Origin of the sequence: Limnoglobus roseus (genome assembly GCF_008254045.1) — a bacterium.
GTDB classification, from domain to species: domain Bacteria; phylum Planctomycetota; class Planctomycetia; order Gemmatales; family Gemmataceae; genus Limnoglobus; species Limnoglobus roseus.
The window spans coordinates 1,581,390-1,602,909 of sequence record NZ_CP042425.1; the positions used below are offsets into that span (position 1 = coordinate 1,581,390).

General features: G+C 65.0%; 17 protein-coding genes. 6 read left to right on the forward strand and 11 right to left on the reverse strand.

The annotated features are described in order from the left end of the window. The first annotated feature begins 76 nt into the window (after positions 1-76). Positions 77-694, forward strand: a complete 618-nt coding sequence (locus PX52LOC_RS06490) for a hypothetical protein (RefSeq protein WP_149109319.1) — start codon at positions 77-79, stop codon at positions 692-694. Positions 695-697: 3 nt separating this feature from the next. Here the strand turns inward: PX52LOC_RS06490 and PX52LOC_RS06495 are convergent, their stop codons facing one another. The 9 genes from PX52LOC_RS06495 to PX52LOC_RS06535 form a co-directional block, all read right to left on the reverse strand. Further along, positions 698-1,720 carry an MBL fold metallo-hydrolase gene (locus PX52LOC_RS06495; protein ID WP_149109320.1) on the reverse strand — a complete coding sequence of 341 codons (1,023 nt, stop codon included), beginning with the start codon at positions 1,718-1,720 and terminating at the stop codon, positions 698-700. A gap of 114 nt (positions 1,721-1,834) precedes the next feature. Then, on the reverse strand, positions 1,835-4,045 hold the full coding sequence (locus PX52LOC_RS06500) for a hypothetical protein (RefSeq protein WP_149109321.1): 2,211 nt from the start codon (positions 4,043-4,045) through the stop codon (positions 1,835-1,837). Between the two features lie 60 nt (positions 4,046-4,105). Continuing rightward, complete coding sequence (locus PX52LOC_RS06505) at positions 4,106-4,516, reverse strand: arsenate reductase ArsC (RefSeq protein WP_149109322.1); 411 nt, start codon at positions 4,514-4,516, stop codon at positions 4,106-4,108. A 14-nt stretch (positions 4,517-4,530) separates the two neighbouring features. Next, positions 4,531-4,962, reverse strand: coding sequence for a DUF6428 family protein (locus tag PX52LOC_RS06510; protein WP_149109323.1), 432 nt, complete (start codon positions 4,960-4,962; stop codon positions 4,531-4,533). Then, the gene (locus PX52LOC_RS06515; RefSeq protein ID WP_149109324.1) at positions 4,959-5,651 is read right to left on the reverse strand and encodes an MIP/aquaporin family protein; all 693 of its coding nucleotides are present in this window, start codon (positions 5,649-5,651) and stop codon (positions 4,959-4,961) included. Before PX52LOC_RS06515 ends, PX52LOC_RS06510 begins: the two co-directional genes overlap by 4 nt. 13 nt (positions 5,652-5,664) lie before the next feature. After that, entirely contained in the window at positions 5,665-7,692 is a 2,028-nt protein-coding gene (locus tag PX52LOC_RS06520; protein ID WP_149109325.1) for an ABC transporter permease, read from the reverse strand. Between the two features lie 89 nt (positions 7,693-7,781). Beyond that, positions 7,782-8,684: an ABC transporter ATP-binding protein gene (locus PX52LOC_RS06525; protein WP_149109326.1), complete on the reverse strand. Its 903-nt coding sequence runs from the start codon at positions 8,682-8,684 to the stop codon at positions 7,782-7,784. Between the two features lie 103 nt (positions 8,685-8,787). Beyond that, a complete protein-coding gene (locus tag PX52LOC_RS06530; RefSeq protein ID WP_149109327.1) occupies positions 8,788-9,501 on the reverse strand; it encodes an arginyltransferase in 714 nt (237 codons plus the stop codon). Between the two features lie 60 nt (positions 9,502-9,561). Next, the gene (locus PX52LOC_RS06535; protein WP_149109328.1) at positions 9,562-10,740 is read right to left on the reverse strand and encodes a secretin N-terminal domain-containing protein; all 1,179 of its coding nucleotides are present in this window, start codon (positions 10,738-10,740) and stop codon (positions 9,562-9,564) included. A gap of 227 nt (positions 10,741-10,967) precedes the next feature. Between PX52LOC_RS06535 and PX52LOC_RS06540 the strand changes: the two genes are divergently transcribed. The 4 genes from PX52LOC_RS06540 (at position 10,968) to PX52LOC_RS06555 (ending at position 18,579) form a co-directional block, all read left to right on the forward strand. Next, the gene (locus tag PX52LOC_RS06540) at positions 10,968-13,382 is read left to right on the forward strand and encodes a S9 family peptidase (RefSeq protein WP_168218840.1); all 2,415 of its coding nucleotides are present in this window, start codon (positions 10,968-10,970) and stop codon (positions 13,380-13,382) included. Continuing rightward, entirely contained in the window at positions 13,343-14,506 is a 1,164-nt protein-coding gene (locus tag PX52LOC_RS06545; protein WP_246173664.1) for an exo-beta-N-acetylmuramidase NamZ family protein, read from the forward strand. The genes PX52LOC_RS06540 and PX52LOC_RS06545 overlap by 40 nt, the downstream gene beginning before the upstream one ends. 239 nt (positions 14,507-14,745) lie before the next feature. Next, on the forward strand, positions 14,746-17,736 hold the full coding sequence (locus PX52LOC_RS06550) for a glycosyltransferase (RefSeq protein ID WP_149109330.1): 2,991 nt from the start codon (positions 14,746-14,748) through the stop codon (positions 17,734-17,736). 66 nt (positions 17,737-17,802) lie between these two features. Continuing rightward, positions 17,803-18,579, forward strand: a complete 777-nt coding sequence (locus tag PX52LOC_RS06555) for an alpha/beta fold hydrolase (RefSeq protein ID WP_149109331.1) — start codon at positions 17,803-17,805, stop codon at positions 18,577-18,579. A 5-nt stretch (positions 18,580-18,584) separates the two neighbouring features. Here PX52LOC_RS06555 and PX52LOC_RS06560 read toward each other — a convergent pair whose 3' ends face one another. Both PX52LOC_RS06560 and PX52LOC_RS06565 read right to left on the reverse strand, forming a co-directional pair. Beyond that, entirely contained in the window at positions 18,585-19,418 is an 834-nt protein-coding gene (locus PX52LOC_RS06560; RefSeq protein ID WP_149109332.1) for a hypothetical protein, read from the reverse strand. Between the two features lie 98 nt (positions 19,419-19,516). Further along, entirely contained in the window at positions 19,517-19,900 is a 384-nt protein-coding gene (locus PX52LOC_RS06565) for a hypothetical protein (protein ID WP_149109333.1), read from the reverse strand. 312 nt (positions 19,901-20,212) lie between these two features. Here PX52LOC_RS06565 and PX52LOC_RS06570 point away from each other — a divergent pair, with 312 nt between their 5' ends. Then, positions 20,213-21,499 carry a Gfo/Idh/MocA family protein gene (locus PX52LOC_RS06570; RefSeq protein WP_149109334.1) on the forward strand — a complete coding sequence of 429 codons (1,287 nt, stop codon included), beginning with the start codon at positions 20,213-20,215 and terminating at the stop codon, positions 21,497-21,499. The last annotated feature ends 21 nt before the right edge of the window (positions 21,500-21,520 follow it).

The window sequence follows — 21,520 nt, forward strand, 5'->3', positions numbered from 1 at the left end:
ATTTTTGTTGCCTCACCCGTCGGCGGCCTTCACAATGGGGCACTCCGCTAAACCCCCAACACCCGAGTGATGGCCCATGCCCAACCTTCGCCTGCCCCGCGCCCATTGCGACCGCGACGACCTGCCCTCGATCTGTGCGAAGTGCGGGCGGGAGGAGACGACACTCGTCTCCCGCACGTTCACCTGGTGCCCGTCGTGGGTCTTCATCTTCATAATCTTCGGCGGCCTGCTGCCGTTGTTGATCGTCTACTTCATCGCCCGCAAACGGATGCGCGTGAACGTCCCGCTGTGCGACGAGCACGCCGGCGGCTGGAAGCGGGCGGCCCTGTTCGGCTGGACGAGCGTCCTGGGGTGCGTCGCGCTGCTCATCGTCGGCCTGACCGTGGCAGACCAAGTCGGGCCGATTGTCGCGATGGTTGGCGGGGTGGGGTTCGTCGTCTGCCTGATCGCGCTCGCGGTGTGGAACATGTTCCTGATTCGGCCCACCAAAATCACGAAGGAAGACATCACGCTCGCGGGCGTGTGCCAGGAGTTTGCGGACGAGGCCAAGGAACTTCGAAGCCGCTACGACGACGATGACGACCGGCGCGATGCCTACGGCGATTACGACGACGACCGGCCGCAACGCCGCACGACTCGGACGCGCGACCGGTATGAAGACGAGTACGAAGACAACCGCCGGGACCGGGATTAAGCTCTACCGACGAACGAGATCGTCACGGCCGACGCGGGGGGCGGCCCCCAGCCGTTCGTGGTCGATCTTGCCAGTGAGTTCGTCGAAGACGTGCTTCACGTTGTCCTTGATGTCGTTGGCCGCCTTGCCCGTCCACTCCTTGTACCACGGCATGTCGAGACCGGCCGCGATCTCGTCGACCGTCTTCTTCACGTCGATGCCCTTCTGCACCGCCGCCCGCAGTTCGACGAAGTACCGCTTCTGCTTGGCGATCAAGTCCTTGCCCGCGACGGGGCCGTGGCCTGGGCAGACGAGGTCCACGTCGAGCTTCTCCATCTTTTCGAGACACTTGACCCACTCGGCCGAGTTCGAGTGGCCCATGAAGTTGAACGCCCCGTTCACGCAGGCGTCGCCGGTGCAGAGGATCTTGTGCTTCGGCAGGTACGCCACCGCGTCGCCGCGGGTGTGGCTGTGGCCGAGGTGCAGGAACTCAACCCGCTGCGTGCCGTCGTCGAGGACGAGTTTGTCGTCGAAGTGCTCGTCGACTTGGTGGAGGTGGCTTTCCTTCACGTCCTTGCGATCCTTGGCCTGTTCCTCCCACTGCTTCGCCCCGTTGGCCATCAGCAGGCGGGCGGCGTGCGTGTGGCCGATGATCTTGGCCCCTTCCTTCGCCCACACGGCATTCCCGTAAGCGTGGTCGCCGTGGTGGTGCGTGTCGAGGACGTACTTGATCGGCAGCTTCGTCGTCTTCTTGATGGCCGCGAGCACGTCGCCCGCTTCCTTCGGGAAGTTGGCGTCGATGACGACGACGTGGTCCTTGAACAGAACCCACGTGTGGTTCGACCCGCCGAACGGCACCTTCGGATCGGTCGCGCTAATCGACGAGTACCGGAAGAAAACGCCGGGGGCGATCTCCTTCACCTCGTCGAACTTCATCTCAGGAATCGCGAGTTTCTTCGCGGCCGGCTCCGAGCGCCCCGGCGGGACGAGCGCGACGGCAACGACGATCGCGCCGACAACGGCCGCGAGGGAGAGGCGAGGGGACATGGAAAACCTCCGTGGGATGCTCTTCGTGACGGCGGTATCCTATCTCCGTGAACCAAATCGGGGTAGCGCCTGCTACCCCGATCACGAAACGAGACGAAGTGTCTGCCCCAGTTGTTACTTGATCTGCTTGAGTCGGTCGACCATGCCCGTTTGTGTGACGCCGGTCACCCAGCGGTTCGAGTCGTCGGTCGAACTTTCGGAGACGAAGTCCCACAGGTAGCGGAACTCCCCTTTCGTCACCAGCCAGCGGATCAGGGCGTCTTCGCCGTCGTTGATGGCCGGGAACTGCACCTTCAGCTCCGGCTTGCTGGCCGCCTGATTCATCAGTTCCCGCGCCCGTAACTTGACGCGGGGGTCGAGGGACGTGACCATGACGCCGGCCGTCCGGTCGCCCAAGCCTTGGCTGTAGGCCGGGCGGGTAATTGCCTCTTCGACGAACGGCATTACGGCCCGCACTGTCGCCGCACTCCGGCTTGCGGCGGCGTCCACCTCGGGGTCCAATTCCAGCAAGCGGGTCAGGTACGTCTGGTACTCCAGCAGGTCTTCTTCGCCCTTCGCGTTGCGGCCGCGGTGGTAGTTGGGGAACTCTCGCAACATCTGCCGGTAGAGGTTGATCCCCTCGGCGTACAGCGTCTTCGCCCGCAGCTTGTTCCCGGCACCGGCCTCCTGTTTCGCCTCCCACAGCGTCTTGCGGGCCTCGATCATGAGGTCGCTCGGCTCGGTTTCGGCGGCGCTCAAGAACGATTCCAGGTTGGTCGTCTGCTGTTGGATGGAATACGCCCGCAGCGATTCCCGCGCCCGCAGTCGCTCGCGGGACAATCCGCGGACTTTGAGTTGCTCGTCGTCCAGGCCGGCGAGCGTGGTGTCGTCCGGGACGCCGGCCGCCAGCGCCTGGAGGTTCGCGAGTTGCGCGGCCGTCAGACTCAGGCCGTTCACGCGGGCGTGGTGGGTCCACATCGCTAACGCCTTCCGCCACTCAGTCCGGCTGTTCGCCGGCGTTTCGAGGGCGACGTCCGTGCCCCGCGGGAACCACCGGTCGGCGTCCGAATCGGCCCGCCGGTCGGGGTACCACTTCGTGGCCGTGTCGAACCAGCCCTCCTTGGTAAGTCGTTCCGCCCGGTACGTTTCCACTCGCGGCCCGGCGTGGCGGAAGATGATGAGCATCGGGGCCTTCGGGATGCGGTACCGGAAGCGGTCCACGCCCTGCAAATCGTTGGCGAACTCCGGCCCGCGGTCGCCGGGCGGCGGGGGCAGCGGCTCCATCGAGTACGCGAACCACGTCCCGGCCGCCTGGAAGGCGTCGAACGTGTCGTTGATGTCGTCGACCTTCGACCCGGACGTGAACCGGAAGTTGTCGCCGATGGTCTTGGCCTCCCCGGTCTGCGGGAGCTTTTGCGGGAGCGTCGGGAACTGCTGATCCGGCGGCAGCAGGCGATCGTTCCGGGCCGCGTCGTACCGCGTCGGCACGCTGGCGTTGTCTTCCAGGAACTGCACGATCTGTTCCGGCCGCGTGTACCCGAGTTGGTCGACGAGGCGGCGGACGAGTTGCGGGTTCTTCTTCGCGAACGCATCGAACTCGGCGAGGTCGATCTGCCCGCCCTGGCGGAACCGCGACGGCTTCCGCTCTTCCGGCGGGATGCAACTGAGTTGGAACAGCGACGACAGCGTGCGGACCTTGTCGGCGACGCTGAACTTGTTCTGGTAATAGAAGCCGATCTGGTACCGCATGTCCGGCGACTTGCGGTTCATCCGCTCGCCCTCGGCGAGCAGTTCGATGCCGCGGGTGATGTAGAAGTACATGTCATTGAGGCGGTCATTCTCGACCGACACGTTGTACGACAAGTTCCAGCTCTGGTAGATCCACGGCGTGGTGAAGTTCGGCTGGAGCTTGGTGACGGTGCGGACGAGGAACTCGAACTCGTGCCACTCGTTCCGCTTGAACTTGTCGATGGCCGCCTTCCACAAGGCGGTGATGACGAACCCGCGGCTGCCGAGGGTGCCGAGCCGCATGGCCGTGCTGGTGATCTCCGGGTCGCCCTGTTCGAGTTCGCGGAGTTCGAGCGCCTCGCCGCTGGCCTGCTGCTCGATGGTGCGGCTGTACAGCCAGTCGGCCGCCTTCGCGACGGCGTTCGGTGCGGCCGGTGGGCGGGTTTCATCGTCGGCCCCGCCGCGACGTTCCTGGTTCAGGTACGTGGCCCGTGCTTCGTCGCTGAACGGGATTTGCAGCTTCCCGCGCCAGAACAGGCTCAGCGTGAAGAGCCCGATGATGAGCAGGAAGTACGTCCACTTCCGCCGCGTAACGGCTCGTTGAAAGGGGTTGGCCATATCAGTAACTCCCAGCCGAGGCTCGGGGATGGTTCGGATGAAGGTTCAACGGATCACTGCTCATCGGCCGGCCGTGTCGGGTATCCCGACTTCCGCGAGGGCCGCTCGGACCTTGTCGCGGATCAGGTCGCGGACGGCCCGGAACTCTTCCGGCGGCATGTGCTTGGGGTCCGGGATGGCCCAGTCCGCCCGCCGCGCCGCCCGCACGAGGGGGCAAGCGTCGCCGCAGCCCATCGTGGCCACGAAGTCGAAATCGACGTCGGGCAACTCGTCGAGCGACTTCGACCCGTGGGCCGCCAGGTCGTAGCCGAGTTCCGCCATGGCGGCCACGGCCTTCGGGTTGACGACGCCGGAGGGCCGCGACCCGGCACTGTACGCCTCGACCGCCGGCCCGCCGAGGATTCGCGCGAAGGCCTCGGCCATCTGACTGCGGTTGGCGTTCTCGACGCACACGAACAGCAATCGCTTCACGCCGGTCCCCTTCGTTAGCAGCAGCCGGCCGCGCCGACGCCACACTTGTCCGGGGCCAGGCAGGCGGTGTGCTTGCCGCCCAGGAGGAACAACAACCCCGCCGGCGTTACCTCGACGCCCGTGACCGGCAGTTGCGTGATGACTTCCGCGTCGTACTCGACTTCGACCGGCGGGTCGTTCGGGCCGAGGACGGGGGCCGCGAGGCGGACGATGTTCGCCAGCTTCGCAGCGTCCAGGCGGTGGGCCTTATCGTCCGCGACCCAGAGTTGCAGGACGCAACTTTCCGTCGAACGGACGGTCCCGCCGCAGTCGATGAAATCTTTGCGGACCCGCCCGACCTCCGTGACGTGGAAGTGCGAGGGGACGAACGCACCGTCCGGGAGCATGAAGTGCAGGTTCACGCCCGGATGGGCGGCAAGCACTTCACTGAGTTCGGTCACGGTCATGGACACACTTCCTCGGGGGTCCGACCGGGCCGGCAACAGGCGTCCTCGCGGACACACCGGCAGGCGGGCACGGCAAGGGCCGCGCCGATCACCGGGGCGGTCAGGTACACCCAGAGCGACCCCAACTGCCACGATACCACGGCCGGGCCGAGCGAGCGGGCCGGGTTCATCGACGCCCCGCACACGGGACCGGCGAACAGCGCCTCCAGGGCGACCACCCCGCCGATCGCGAGGCCGGCCGTGATCCCCTTTTCGCGAGCCCCGGTCGACACACTCAGGACGACGAACATCAGCCCGGCGGTCAGGAGCAGTTCGAGCACCCACGACTGGGACACCGGACCGGCCGGCGTGGTGCCGCCCAGGTCCGCGGCCGTCGGGAACAGGAACCGCACGGCCAGACTGGCCAGCACGGCACCGGCACACTGGCAGAGCACGTAGGGCACTACCGTGCGGCCCGGGAACCGCCGGGCGAGGTAAAAGCCGAGGGTCACGGCCGGGTTCAGGTGCGCCCCGGACACGTCGCCCAGGGCGGAGATCAGGGCGAATACGACCAGCCCGAACGTCAGGGCCACGCCCACGTGCGACACGGCTCCGTTGCCGTTGGCGACGATGGCACTCGTGCCGGCGAACACCAGGGCGAACGTGCCGAGTGCCTCGGCGGCAAGCCGTTTGCGGAGTGGAAGCTGCACGAACCCCGCCCCCTTACGCCGCCACTTCGCGGTTGCGGATCAGGTAGTACGACAGCAGCGCCCACGGCAGCAGGTAGCCGATCAGAATCAGCAGGTTCAGCACCAAGTACTCGGCGTTGATGTTGAAGCCTTCCTTCAGGTAGTTCGTCCAGGTGAAGGCGTCGATGTTCGGCACGATGTTCTCGTACCGACGGAACACCCAGGCGAAGGTGCGGTCGGCGATGTCGATGCTCCGCTTCGTCGCCCCCTCGTCGATCGGCGTCGTCGGCGTATCCGCGTTGAGCAGCCGCTTGAACGACTCCAGCGGCCCGCCGCCGACGCTCTGCCCGGTGGCCACGTCCCGCAGGTGCTCGGCGAAGTACGCACTGATGTACAGGAACAACGACGCCAACAGGCTGATGACGCCCGACAGGTAGGTGCTGAGCGTGACCGAGATGCCGACCAGGATCACCGCCCGGCACCACAGGCCGACGGCGTTCTTGAAGTAGTTCTCGGTGAACGTCTTCTCGCCTTCCATCAGGTACAGGTCGCCCTGGGCCATGCCGAGCATCTGGCCGGGGCTGAGGCACTTCACGTACACCGTCACCCGCGGCTCGCCGGCCGGCGGCGTGCCGGTGCGGGCGTTGCGGAACAGCCCCGGCGGCAGATACACCGTCGCCGGGTGGAAGTCGTAAACTTCGGTCGAGCTGATCTCGAAGAAGCCGTACTTCTCGGCGAGTTGGTCCACGAGCTTCCACGCCTCGTTCGGCCCCGGTCGGGCGAAGGCGAGCGACGGCGGCGCATCCGGGCCGCCGATCTCCCGCTTCCGCAACTTCTCGTCCAGGTCGTTCCGCTCCTTGTCGTACTCCTTCTGCCGGGTCGCGTCGGTCCACGCCCACGGCTCGCCGCGGTTGTCCGGCGGCCGTTGGCCGCACTGCCAGGTCGTGACGCGAATGTTCACGTCCACGCCGCGGTTTTCTTCCCCCTTGGTCAGCTTGAAGATGTCGAACGTGAACTCGCACGGCACCTGGTCGCGGTCGGTCGACCCGAGGTTGGCCGGGATCGAGTCGAACATCCAGAGGGCCCGCTCGGTCGTGGTTTTGGACCCGGCGATGTACTTGCGGTACTCGAACTCCCGGCCGACGTTCGTGCCGGAATAGTCGGCGGTGCGGGCCCGGAAGTCGATCTTGCCCCGCAGCGGCACCCGCGACCGCTGGCTTTCCTCGACCGCCTTCGGGTCGAACGTCGTGCCGAAGGTCAGGTAGACCCAGCCGACCAGGGTCATCAGGCCGAGCGCGATGCTGATCAAAATGCTGTAACCGACGAACCGGCCGAGGACGATCTCGAACCGCTCGACCGGCTTGGTCACAATGGTGTAGATCGTCTGGTGCTTGATGTCGTTCGGGATGCGAAACGCGGCCACGATGACGGCCGGCACGAGCAGGAAGATCGTGCTGGCGAACGCGGTCACGTCCAGCGTCAGGCGGATTTCGTCCTCGGGCTTGTTGTTCGGCAGGAACCACTTGACCGGGAACAGGAAGATCATCAGGAAGATGACGAAGACCAGGAACAGACGGTCGCGGATCGCCTCCTTCACGCTGAGTTTCGCGATGGCGAACGTGCGGCGGAAGCGGAGCTTGAACAGGTCGCGGGCGAACGGGTGGCCGATGCTGAGGAGCGCGAACAGGCCGCCGAGGGCGAGTGTCACCGGCTGCGCCCGCAGCGACAACTTCGGCGGCACGTAAGCGGTGGCTTCCGCCGCGATGGCCTGCGAACGAACCTCGACGAGTTCCTTGCCGATGCCGCCGATGAACATGGCCGCGAACGCCGCGTAGCAGATCAGCGACACGACCGCCATCAGCAGCATCCAGCTCGTCACCGGCATTCGCAACTTCGTCGATTCCGGCTGGTCGGACGGCGAGAAGAGTGCGTGCGCCAGGTAGATGAGCAGCCCGACGGCCGCGAACCCGCCCGCGTCTTGCAGCCAGACCTGGATCAGTCCGGGCAAGTGCTGGAACGCCAACGGCTCGCGGTCGAGGATGAGGATGCCGAAGAGGGACATAGAGTGCAGGGGTCAGGAGTCAGGGGGCAGGAGCCAGGGGTCAGTGGCGAGAACCGCGGATGTCGGGCCTCGCCAAACTTCGACCCGACCTACTTCTTCGCCTCTTCCGTCGGCGGCAGGTACCGCCGGCCGGGCCGGGCTTTCGACTCGTCCACGATCCGCAGGAACAGGTCTTCCAGCGTCGTCGTCGGGTGGCCGAAGGCTTCCAACTTGCCGCCGTGTTTCTCGATGACGGCCGCGAGATCGTGCTTGAGGCCGTCGTTCAACTGGAGGCCGGTCGCCCGGATTTCCAGCCGTTTCTGGTCTTCCACCAGCTTGTTGACCTGCCCGAGTTCCTGAAGGTCGCCGCCGTACAGGATGGCGATGCGGTCGCACACGTCCTGCACGTCGTCGAGGCGGTGCGAACACATCAGGATCGTCTTGCCCTTCTTCTTCAGGTCGAGGATCAAGTCCTTCATCCACCGCGTGCCGAGCGGGTCGAGGCCGCTGGTGGGTTCGTCGAGGATGACGAGGTCCGGGTCGTTGATGAGGGCTTGCGCGAGGCCGATCCGCTGCCGCATCCCCTTCGAATATTCGCGGAGGACGCGCTTCTTGTCGTTCGACAGGCCGACCGTGTCGATCAGTTCCGCCGCCCGCTTTTCTCGCACGGCCGACGGGATGTCGAAGAGCCGCCCGTAGAAGTCGAGCGTTTCCTCGGCGTTCAGGAAGCGGTAGAGGTACGATTCTTCCGGCAGGTAGCCGATTTTCTCGTTCTTTTCGACCTTCGCCGCCGGCTGGCCGAAGACGAACGCATCGCCGCCAGACGGGAACAGGAGGCCGAGGAGGAGTTTGATGGTGGTGGTCTTGCCCGACCCGTTCGGCCCGAGGAGGCCGAAGATTTCGCCCTTTTCGATGGTCAGGTCGAGGGCGTTGAGGGCCGTCTTCTTCTTGCGGCCCCAGAAATCGCGGTACACCTTCGTGAGGCCCCGCGTCTCGACGACAATCTCGGCCATGTTGCGCATCTCCGCATCGTGGGTCTGGGTGAACTACGCCACCCACCGCAAATGAGTTCGCGCGGTTGTTTTATGAAGGGATTCCGTCGTCGGCGGGGTTTTTTCAGGTCCGGTAGTCGGCCCACGTGCCGTCGGGGTTCAGAAGTTGATTCGGCCGGAAGTTCGACTTGTACTGGAGTGACCGGCACCCTTCGACGAAGTACCCGAGGTAGACGTACGGCCGCCGCCTGGCCGCCGCGAATTCCAGGATCGACAGCACGTTGAACGTGCCGAGGGAGCGGTCGCGCTCGTCCGGGTCGTAGTAGAAGTAGATGGCCGACGGACCGGCCGGGAGGTCGTCGACGTACCCGACACCGATGAGCTTGCCGCCGAGACGGTAGCACCATTCCTGCGTCGGGTACGGGTGATCGACGAACGTGTCGACGTAATCCTCCGCACTCTTCGGGTCGCGGTCCCGCCAGCCGACGTGATCGCTCTGAAAACTGTGGTAGCGGTCGTACAGGTTCAGTTTCTCGTCCGTCACGCCCGGCACACCGACGGTCAACGAGACGACGCCCTCGTTCGCCTTCCACGCCCGCTTCTGGCTCTGACTCGCCTTGAACTTCGCCACGTCCACGCGGATTGACCGGCACATCGTGCAGCCGTCGCACTCGGCCCGAAAGATGGAGTGCCCGAACCGCCGCCAGTTGGCGTGCATCATCGGCTCGTACTCGGCCTGCGTGAGGTCGCTGACGAACTCGTACCGCAGCGTCGCGAGGCGATCCGGCAGGTAGCTGCACACGTGCGGCGGCGTGACAATCGTGGCGAGTGTCTTCATGGAAGTGATGATACACGATCCGCCCCGGCGAGCCGAGCGGCGTAAGCCGCCGGGTGGCGTTCACCGACGGAACCGCCCCAGCAAGCACGGCCGCGGTGTTCGCGTTACGATCACCACGCGGGCAGATTGCGGGCAGAAACACGGGGCCATCGGCACGATAACCGGTGGGCAGCATGGGGCCATCGGCACGACAACCGGCGATGGCGGGAAGTGGCGAACATGGACGCACGCCGGCGCGAGGACCATGACTTCGTCTTTGCCGGGAATTGCCGCGATGCGGACGAACTTCGAACCGGCGTGGTACTCGTTCAGCACGCGGGCCAACGTCTCGGCCGTGCCCGGGGGCACGGCGTAAATCTTGAGCGTCGGCTCGGAGGGCTGATACTCCTTCTGCCCCGGCGGGCAGGCGTCGAGTTCCTTCAATAGTTTCTCGGCCGTGGCGAGCTTATCGGGCGGGCCGGTGATGATAATGGTGTTCGTCCTGTCGTTGGCCGTGATCTGGATCAGCCGGGTTCGACCGTTGTCGTCCTGCGACTTTGGCGAGCCCAGAGGCAGCACCGTCGTAGACCTGTCACTCAACAATTTCGTTAGGAGGAGAACCGCGTCCGTGGCGAGAATGGACTGACACGTGTAGGCCAACGAATCGCCGTAAGACTCGCACGGCCGATTCACGTCCTTGATGATCGTGCGAATGTTGCCAGCCGTATCTCGGATGAGCAGCCGATTTCCATCGATGACCTTCACTTCACCGAACTGACCCAGCCGCTGTTTGACCGGATCGAGAGCTTCCTCGGCCTTCAATCCCTTCAATTGAATCACGACCTCCACGACTTCGGAGTAAGCCCGTGAACTGAGGTCGTCTTGCTTGATCCGTTGCACATAATTATCCGGGATTTTCTCGTCAGCCGAGAGAATCGTGAAAGTCGTCGCGTTGATCCGCAACAAGATGAACTTCCTCGGGATGAGTGCCTCGTTGAGCAGGTCGATGGCTTCCGCAATCGTCTGCCGCGTGGCGCTTGTGATCGTCACCGTGCCGGTCGGTTTCTCGGTCGCGATCATCACCAGCCCGCTTTCCTTCGCGAACCCGTCAAGAACCTCACTCCACGGCTTGTTCTCGAACGCGAGCGTAATCGTCTTCTCGGCGACCGGCGCCTGGGCATTCAGGCTGGGAGCGAGAGCCAACGCAAGCGCGACCAACGGCCAGCGAACGATGCGAGACGATGTACAAGACGGATTCATGGAGAGCTCCTGTTTGGGAGGGGATAGCTCGCAAAGTACCGTTCCGAGAGGTCGGGTGGTCGATTCCCCGAAAGTTTTAATCCGAATGAGAGTTTCAGGAGTTTGAGCGAGGGGACGGGGCGTGACTTCCACGAACGCGGTTAGCGTTCGACCCAACGGGTCGAACGACCTAAACTGTTGACATCCTCTCGGCCCCGACGGATCGACTCATGACCGGAGATGAAGACATGACACCCACCCAGGCCGCCGTCAGCCTCGCGCTGTTCGCGCTCGTCGCCCAGGACGTGACCGGGCAGGCGACGTACCAGAAGCCGCCGCAGGCCATCCTCGACGTACTGAACGCCGACCTGCCGCCGAGCGTGAGCCTCAATCCGACGCGCGACACGCTGCTCCTGATCCAGTCGGCCCGCTACCCAGGCATTGCCGAACTCGCGGAGCCGCAACTCCGGCTCGCCGGCTTCCGCCTGAACCCGAAGACGAGCGGCCCCGCCCGTCCGGCGAAGGTGACGGCCCTCACGTTGATGCCGGTGGAAGGCGGCCACCCGCGGCCGATCGAACTGCCGAAAGGCAAGGTCGGCATCCCCGACTGGTCGCCGGACGGCAAGCGTTTGGCCTTGGCCGTCACAACCGACGACGCGATCGAGCTCTGGGTCGGCGACGTGGAAACGGCGAAGCTGCGGAAGATTCCCGGCGTGACGCTGAACGCCACGCTCGGCGATCCGATCCTGTGGCTGGCCGACTCCAACCGCATTCAGGTGCGAACGGTCCCCGCCAACCGCGGCAAAGTTCCCGAAGCTCCGCTCGCCCCGTTGGGGCCGACGATTCAAGAAACGGCGGGCAAGGCCGGGCCGGTTCGCACGTACCAGGACATGCTCCAGAACGCCCACGACGAGGCTCTCTTCGAGTACTTCGCCACGTCGCAATTGGCTGTTGTCGATTTCGCGACGGGTGCCGTTCAGCCGAGCGGCCCGCCGGGGCTGTACACGAGTTCCTCGCACTCGCCGGACGGCAAATATCGGCTCGTCACGCGGCTGAAGCGGCCGTTCTCGTACCTCTATCCTGCCTCGTCCTTCCCGAAAGTGGTCGAAGTCTGGGACGAGAACGCGAAGGTCGTGCGGACGATCGCCGACCTGCCGCTCCAGGATAAGGTGCCGATCGAGGGCGTGCCGACCGGCCCGCGGAACGTCGCCTGGATTCCGACGAAGGACGCCACACTTTACTGGGTTGAAGCCCAAGACGGCGGCGATCCGAAAGTGAAAGTCGCCCCGCGTGACATCGTGGTGAAACTCGGTGCGCCGTTCGTCGGCGATGCGGCCCTACAAAACCGCGTCGAACATCGCTTCTCGGGTCTTCAATTCATGCCGGACGGTGACCGGGCTTGGCTAACCGACTATGACCGTGATCGGAGATGGTCGCGGACCGTATCCGTTAACCTCTCGACGCCCGACACGGCAGACGCCGACGTGTTCAAACTGATCCTTTTCTCGCGGTCCATTCAGGACCGTTACAACGATCCCGGTACACCGCTCTCCAAACGCATGCCGAACGGCCGCGTGGCCCTCTGGTCGGTGAACAAGAAGGTGTTCTTCGCCGGTTCAGGGGCTTCGCCGAAGGGCGATCGTCCGTTCCTCGATCGGTGTGATCCGAGTGATCTGGGTCACCGCCCAGAACGACTGTTCCAATGCGGCGACGGCGAGTACGCCACGGCCACGCCGCTGACCGACGACGGCACGAAGCTACTCGTCCGCCGTGAGTCGCCAACCGACCCCGGCAACTACTTCTACCGCGTCGGCGACAAGGAAACAGCGATCACCACGTTCGTCGATCCGGCCCCCGTGCTGCGGGGGATCAAGAAACAACTCGTGACGACAAAGCGGGCCGACGGCGTGCCGGTGTCGTTCACGCTCTACCTGCCGCCGGACTACAAGGACGGCGAGAAGCGGCCGACGATCTTCTGGGCCTACCCGCGGGAGTTCAACACCGCCGACACCGCCGGACAAGTGACGGGCAGCACGAACCGTTTCACCACCATCGCCGGGTACTCGCACCTGTTCTTCCTGCTGCAAGGGTACGTCGTAATGGACGAGGTCAGCGTGCCGATCGTGGGGCCGCCGGACAAGGCGAACGACACGTTCGTCGAGCAACTCGTCGGGAGCGCGAAGGCGGCCATCGACAAGGCCGTGGAGATGGGGCCGGTGGACCGCGACCGCATCGGCGTCGGCGGCCACAGCTACGGGGCGTTCATGACAGCGAACCTGCTGGCCCACAGCGACCTGTTCCGGGCCGGCATCGCCCGCAGCGGGGCGTACAACCGCACCCTCACGCCGTTCGGCTTCCAGAACGAGCGCCGCACGTTCTGGGAGGCCCCTGGCGTGTACGCCACGATGTCGCCGTTCAACAACGTCACGAAGATCAACGAACCGATCCTGCTCATCCACGGGGCCGCGGACGACAACCCCGGCACCTTCCCGGTCCAGAGCGAGCGGCTGTATCAAGCGATCCGCGGCAACAACGGCACTGCCCGCCTGGTGCTGCTGCCGCACGAGTCGCACGGCTACGCCGCGAAGGAGACGATCGAACACGTCCTGGCCGAGCAGGTCGCGTGGTTCGACAAGTACGTGAAGGCGGCGAAACCGCGATGATGACCGGCCTCGACGTGCTCCAACGCCAGGGCTTCGACCCGCTGCGGAACCAGCGGGTCGGCCTGGTCACGCACCCAGCCGCCCTGTCGAACGGCCTTCGGTCCGCGACGGAACTCTTCGCCGCGAACGTCAACCTCGTCGCCCTGTTCGGCCCCGAACACGGGTTCACCGGCGATGCCCAAGATCTCATCCCCGTCGCCGGGCCGCCCGCCGCGGTTCCGGTCTACTCGCTTTACGGCGACACGTTCGCCAGCCTCAAGCCAACGGTCGCCATGCTGGCTGGCCTCGACGTGCTGGTGATCGACCTGCAAGACGTGGGCAGCCGGTACTACACGTTCCAGGCGACGATGCTGTACTGCCTGGAGGCGTGTGCCGAGATCGGCCTGCCGGTGATGGTATTGGACCGGCCGAACCCGCTCCTCCGCGAGGTTGAAGGCCCAACGATCCGGGCCGGCTTCGAGAGCTTCGTTGGCGTGCACCCCGTCCCAATCCGCCACGGCCTGACGATGGGTGAACTGGCGAAACTGTATCAGGCTGAGCGGGTGCCAGAAGCGAACCTGACGGTAATTCCCTGTCAGGGGCGGATTGGCCACTTCTGGTTGCCGACGTCGCCGAACATGCCAACGGTGGGCACGGCCCGTGTCTACCCCGGCGGCTGCCTGTACGAAGGCACGAACCTGAGCGAAGGCCGCGGCACCACGCGGCCGTTCGAGTACGTCGGCTTCCCGGGCGTGAACTCGAATCAACTCGCGGATCAGTTGCGGAAGGACAGCCCGGCCGGCGTCGAGTTCCTGCCGGTGACGTTCCGGCCGACGTTCCAGAAGCACGCCGGCCAGAGTTGCGGCGGTGTGTTCGTTGTCCCGACGGCCGGCTTCCAACCCGTCCGCACCGGCCTCGCGGTGCTGATCGCCTTCCGCGATCTGCTCGGCGACCGCTTCCGGTGGCGGACTGAGCGGTACGAGTTCGTCGACCACATCCCGGCCATCGACCTACTCTTCGGCAGCGACCGCGAACGAACGATGATCGAAGCCGGCGCACGCTGGCACGACATCGCAAAGCAGTGGGAGCCGGAAGAGGAAGCCTTCCGCGAGCGGCGGAAGGCGTACCTGCTGTACGCGGAATGATCGACTGATCCATTTCAACACGCTCGTCGGTGCCTGACATTGCGAGCTTAGGCACTCTGCGCCGATTTTTCGGCCTGCGCCGGAGAGCGCAACTCTTGACGACTGTACCCGACTTTCGCGTTTTGGGGATTTGCCGAAGATACGGCAGAAGTTGCCCCCCGCTCTTGCCGATGTTTCTGGGGGGCAAATGAGTTGAAGCACACCCGCCATAAGGCGGCCCCTGGCAGGAGCCATCGGCCATGCGAGTGAGTGTTGTCATCAACACGTACAACCGGGGCAAGAGCCTTCGGAATACGTTACTTGGGTTCCGGTACCAGACTTACTCCGACTTTGAAGTCGTCGTGGTCAACGGCCCGAGTCGGGACGAGACGGAAGAAGTCCTGAAGGAATTCGCCGACAGCGTCCGGGCCTATTCGTGCCCCGACGTTCACCTGTCGAAGTCCCGGAACATCGGCATCGCCCACGCCTCCGGCGACGTGGTCGCGTTCATCGACGACGACGCCATCCCCGAGCCGAATTGGATTGCCGAACTCGCGGCGGCCTACGACAACCCCGAGATCGGCGGGGCCGGCGGCATCGTTTACGACCACTCCGGCGTCACCTTCCAGTACCAGTACTCGGTCTGCTCCCGCATTGCCACCACGCGGTTCGACATCAAGCCGCCGTTCGACGCCTACAACCGCCCCGGGGCCGACCCGTTCATCTACCTCCAGGGCACGAACTGTAGCTTCCGCCGCGACCTGCTCGTCGAGATCGGCGGGTTCAACGAGGAGATCGAGTACTACCTCGACGAAGTCGAAGTCTGCATGCGGGGCATCGACGCCGGCTACCAGATGGCCTCGCTGCCGAACGCCCCCGTCCACCACAAGTACCTGCCCAGCCACATCCGCAACCAGAAGCGAGTGGTCCTCGACCCGTACAGCACGGTGAAGAATCACTGCACGTTCGCCGTCCGCCACGGCATGCAAACGCGGACGTTCAGCGAGGTGATGGAAGAGGTCACGAAGTACGTCAACATCGTGAAGGCCGGCGGCCGGGCGAACCTCGACGCCCAGCGCATGACCCACGAGCAGTTCGAACACTACATGCGGCGGACCGAAGACGCGATGGACTTCGGCGTGCGGCAAGGGCTGATGAAGGCCCGGCCCATCCGCCACCTGCCGCCCGCCCCGGTGGACGAGTTCAAGCCGTTCCCGACGCTGCACCCGGCCGGCGAACGGCTAACGATCTGCTTCATGACGCGGGAGTTCCCGCCGGCGTGCGGCGGCGTCGGCCGGTACTTCGCGGACATGGCCCACGGCTTCGCGGCCGCCGGGCACCAAGTTCACGTGGTCACGCACTCGGCCAACGGCCAGCACACCGTCGACTTCGAAGACGGCGTGTGGATGCACCGGGTCGCCGACGTGCAGCCTCGGGACGAGCAATTCCGCCAAATGCCGCTGTGCTACAACTTCACCCACGTCGCCAACGTCTATCACGAAGTCCGGCGCATCCACGATCTGCACGGCGTCGACCTCGCCGTCGGCCCGATGTGGCTGTGTGAGGGGGCGATCAGCCAACTCGACGACCGCTGGCCGACGGTACTCTCGCTGCAAACGTCGATGAAGACGATCGCCGGGATGGGCGGCACGAACACCGACGCGGCCCAGGTCGCCGGCATGATCGCCCTCGAAACGGCGACCGCCCGCTCGGCGAAGTTCATCCACGGCATCAGCCACGCGATTCTGGCGAAGGCCCGCGAGGACTTCGGCCCGGTGACGGCCCTCGGCGAGCACGTCGTCCACATCGGCACCCGCGACGAGCGGCACAACGTCCACCGCCAGCGCCCGAAGACCGCCCGGACGCGCATCTTGTTCGTCGGCCGCATCGAGGCCCGCAAGGGCGTAGACGTGCTGCTCAAGGCGGCCTACGAGGTGCTGCCGGAATTCCCGGACGCGGAACTCGTCCTCGTCGGCAAACTGAACCCGTCCGGCAACGACAACGCCATCGGCGAGCACGAGCGGCAGATGGCCGTGCAGCCCGAACTGCGCGACCGCATCCTCTTCGCTGGCGAAAAGAGCGACGCCGAGGTCCTGCAGGCTTACGCCGACGCGGACATCGTCGTCCTGCCGAGCCGGTACGAGTCGTTCGGCCTGGTGTTGACGGAAGGCATGATGTTCGGGAAGCCGGTCGTGGCCAGTCGCGTCGGCGGCATGGTCGAAATCGTCGAGCACGGGGGCAACGGCTTCTTCGCCGAGCCGGAAGACCCGCGGTCGTTCGCCGCTGCCTTCCGCAAGTTGCTCGGATCGGCCCCCCTCCGCGAGCAGTTCGGCCTCCGGTCCCGCGAGTTGTTCGAGAAGAAATTCTCGACGGACGTGATGGTCCGCAACACGCTCGACTGCTTCCGCGGCGTGATCAAACAGTGGCGGTCGAACGGCTCCGGCCGCACGCCCGACCCGGACGCCGTCGCGGAACGGCTGAAGACCCTGATCCGCGACGCGGCGGGGTGTTCGACTGAGATCGCCGAAGTGGCGACGAAGGAACTGCTCTCGAAGCAGTTCCGGGCCGGCGGCGACTCGGTGCGGGCGTTGCAAAAGCTCTGGCACGTCCCGAACGAAGAGTTCGTCCGCGGCCTCTACGATCTGATCCTTCGGCGGCCGGCCGACGCGAGCGGCATCCGGTGGTTCGTTGCCCACCTGGAGGCCGACGGCGACCGCCGGGCCATCGTCGAGCAGTTCGTCACCTGTGACGAAGCGAAATCGCGCGGCACCGACACGAGCTGGCTGGCGAACTTCGTCCCGCCCCCCGACCCGCAAGCGGTGGTCGTGGCCGTGCAACCGGTCGTGCCCCCACCGTCAAAGACCTTCCGCCAGATGGTGAAGGCCACGGCCAAGCGGGTGCGGGCGAAGTTGCTGTCAACGCCGGGCGTTGGCAAGGGGTTGCGCATGGTCAAGCACGCGGTGGTCATGCCGCGGACGGTTCGCCACCTGACCGGGCAGAACGCGGAAATCTCGGCCGCCATCCGCGCCCTCGGTTCCGAAATGACCGCGACCCAGGGGCCGGCCCTGCGGCAGATTCGCGAGTTGCAGAACCAACTCAGCGACCGCCTCGCCGCCCTGGAAGCGCAAACGTCGGCCCGCCACCGGCAGGTCCACTGGATGCTCGAACAGCAGGGGCAAATCCTCGACGAGTTGATGGGCGATCAGGACCAGACGGTGAAAATGCCCCGCAGCAACAACGCCGCGGCGTAACAGAGTTGGGCACTCGCGTGGTGAGTGCCCGACTCTTTTGGCATCATCGTTGCCGGTATCGCCAACATGACACTCTCACACACCTCCACCGGCGAGGGGATGCCGGTCGTCCTCCTGCACGCCTTCCCCTTCTCCAGTGAGATGTGGCGGCCGCAGATGACACTTACGAACGCCTTCCGCCTCATCACGCCGGACCTGCCCGGTTTCGGGCAATCTCCTCTACGGGACGATCTCACCACCGAGACGATGGCCGACGCCGTGGCCGAACTGCTCGGCGAACTCAAGCTCACCGAGCCGATCGTCCTTGGCGGTTGCTCGATGGGCGGGTACGTTGCGCTCGCCTTCGCGCGGAAGTACCCACAACGGTTGCGCGGCCTGCTGCTGAACGACACTAAGGCGGACCCGGACGACGACGCGGCTAAGGCCGGTCGGAACAAGATGATTGACGCCGCGGCGACCCTGACGGCCGCGACCGTCATCGACGGACTACTGCCGAAGCAACTCAGCGACACAACGCGGCAGAACCGGCCGGCCGTGGTCGACGAGGCCCGCCGGATTGGGGCCACCCAACCGATCGCCGGCATCGTGGCCGCACAGAAGGCCATGCGAGATCGTCCCGACTCGCGGCCGGTGCTCGGTCAGATTCGCGTGCCGACGCTAATCGTGGTCGGCGAACACGACCCGATCACGCCGCCGGCGCTCGCAAAAGGCATGGCCGCCGCCATCGCCGGCAGTCAACTCGAAGTGATCCCGACGGCCGCCCACCTGCCGAACCTGGAAACAGCGAGCGAGTTCAACGCCATCGTTCGCAGTTGGTTGGAGCGCATCGAAAGGCCGATCTGACCGCTTCAATCCAGGTTACGAAGGAAATTGCGGATCGGGTGGTACTTCGCATAGAGTTGTTGGCCGTAGGCTTGGCCGCGGTTGTTCGCGAGCATGTCCTTGCCGTTGTACCCCTGCCCGCCGCCGAACCAGCTTTTGACCTCGTCGCGAATCTCCTTCGCGTACTGGAACACGTCCGTCACGTCCGAGCCGGAACTGTACTGGAGGTACATCGACCGCATGAAGTGCTGGACCTTGTCGTACCCGTTCTCGTCGTCGGCCCGCGCGATGGCGTCGTAGATTTGGTACGCCGGCAGCACACTCGGCCGGTCGCCGACCTCGAACCCGAACGTCTCGCCGGCCAAGGCGACCCCGTCGTCTGGCTTCTTGGGCGTGAACGAGATGGCCGCTTCCACGACAGCTTTCGCGAACCCAACGTAGTACCCGTCGAGGAACTTCCCGCCGGCCGCAACGGCGTCGGCCTGGATTTTCCGCACCGCGAACCCGACGATGCGCTCGCACTGCGACGGGTCGTTGATCTTGTTAATGGTGTCCTGGCTGGACGGCGTCAGGTGCCCGCCGTGGAGGATGAAGAACTTCCGCGATTGCAGTCGGGCGGCGAGATTCGGGTCTTTGCACTTGGTCCGCACCTCGGCCTCGTTGAGTCGCCGGGCCGTCCCGGTCGTCTTCTGAATCTCGTAGACGTTGGTTTCGACCGGCTTCGCCTCGGCCTCGGCCTTTTCGTCGCGGCTGTGGGCGATTACCCCGGGCGGCGACGACTTGGCCCGCACCGTCGTCCCGTCGTTGATGGCCGGCCCGGCGACCGTGCCGAGCGAGCCGGGAGTCTTGGAACTTCCCATGACAGTCCTCTTGGGCTAAGTGTGGGCCGGACGAAGTTCGTCATACGCCGCTGGCGGACACCGGACAACACGGATGAAAGTAGTCATTCGCACTCGCCTCAACGGCCGGCCCGCCACAGCCGCCAAAAGTACCGCACTCGCTCCCACCTTCCGAACGGCGGGACAATGTACAAGAAGCGCATCATTACATGACGGCGGTCGCTATCGACGGGCCCCATCCCTTCGATCACATGGTGCGGGAACTGTTGGTTGCGGAACACGTACTTCGGCGAGCACCAGTAGTCGTCCTCGAAGAGTGCGTTGATGACATCTGCTGACGATGAGACTGGTTCGACCCGGTAGCGCACCCAAAACATGTCGGAGGAGATAGGCTCGGTCAGCGCGGCAAGCCGTCGGCCGTCGCGCTCGACGTACCACCCGTACTCTCGCCCGTAGTTAGATTCGACGATCCGCAGTCGTGTCTCGACATCGTCACTAAACATCGACGATCCTCACCGTCGAACAATCTCGCTCACCCTTCACGATTGATATTCAGTTGCGGCAGTCGGGTGAAACGCTTGGTCATGTGTCATGCTGTCGTAGGTCGACTCACGACCCCGCTCACAAGTTATCCCAATCCACTGTTGAGACAACGCCGGCATATCACGGCTCCAGCGTAGCGGCTTCGGAAAGTCGTGTCAAAAGCTATCGCTGGAAGGCGAGAATACCACAGCCGCCGTTTTCGCTTGGTCGGTTCCGCCCGTTCGAATACGATTGCTTCGCATTCCCTCCTGCTCCCTCTTCCGAGACTGACCATGTCCCACCTCCACCCCACCCGCCGACAGGCTCTTGCCACGGCCGCTCTACTGCCTGCGTGGCTCACGGCTTCCGCCCGCGAGGAGGAAAAGCCCAAGATCGCCCTCATCGGCTGCGGCGGCCGTGGCCGGGGCATCGTCAACGAGGCGGCCAAGTTCGGCAACGTCGTTGCCTTGTGCGATGTGGACTCGCAACACGCCGCGGACGCCGCCAAGACCTTCCCGAAAGCCGAGGTGTACGGCGACTTTCGCAAGGTCATAGACCGCAAGGACGTGTCGATTATCCTCAACGCCACGCCGGACCATTGGCACACGTTCGTCAACCTCGCCGCCCTGAAGGCCGGCAAGGACGTGTACAGCGAGAAGCCACTGACGTTCACGATCGACGAGGGCAAACGGCTCGTCGCGGCCGTGAAGGCGAGTGGCCGCGTGCTGCAAACCGGCAGCCAACAGCGGAGCGATGCGAAGTTCCGCCTGGCGTGCGAAGTCGTCCGCAACAACCGCCTCGGCAAACTCACACAGATCACCACCATTCTGCCGGCCGGACCGGCCAAGCCGGCCCCGAAGGCCGAGAAGCCGCCGGCCACGCTGAATTGGGAGATGTGGCAGGGCCAGGCCCCGGAGCGCGACTACTCGCCGGAACGCTGCCACCTGTGGTTCCGCTTCTGGCGGGAGTACAGCGGCGGCACCATCACCGACTGGGGTGCCCACCACAACGACATCGCCCTGTGGGCATTGGGCCTGGACCGCAGCGGCCCGCAAACGATCGAAGGCAAAATACTGGCGAAGCCGATCGAAGGCGGGTACACGACGATCCCAGAGTACGAGATCGACTACACCTATGCGAACGGCGTGAAGCACCGCTGTCACACGACGACGACGCACAACATCTTCGGCCAGGAACTCCGCAAGCCGGGGCCGGGCGAGACGGGCATCGGCGTGAAGTTCGAAGGCCCGGACGGCTGGCTGTTCGTCACCCGCGGCAAGATCGAGGCGAGCAAGCCGGAGATCCTGAAGGACGCCTTCGCCGCGACCGACGTGCGGCTGCCGGTGAGCGACAACCATATGGGCAACTTCTTCGACAGCGTGAAGTCCCGCAAACCGCCGCTGTGCGACGCCGAGATCGGCCACCGCACGGCCTCGCTGTGCCACCTCGGCAACATCGCCCTCCGCCTCGGCCGCAAGCTAACGTGGGACCCAGCGAAGGAAGTGTTCGTCAACGACAAGGACGCAGACACGCACCTCGCCCGCGAGCAGCGCAAGCCGTGGACGTATGAGGGCGTGTGAGGCGGCGTGGCATGACACGGT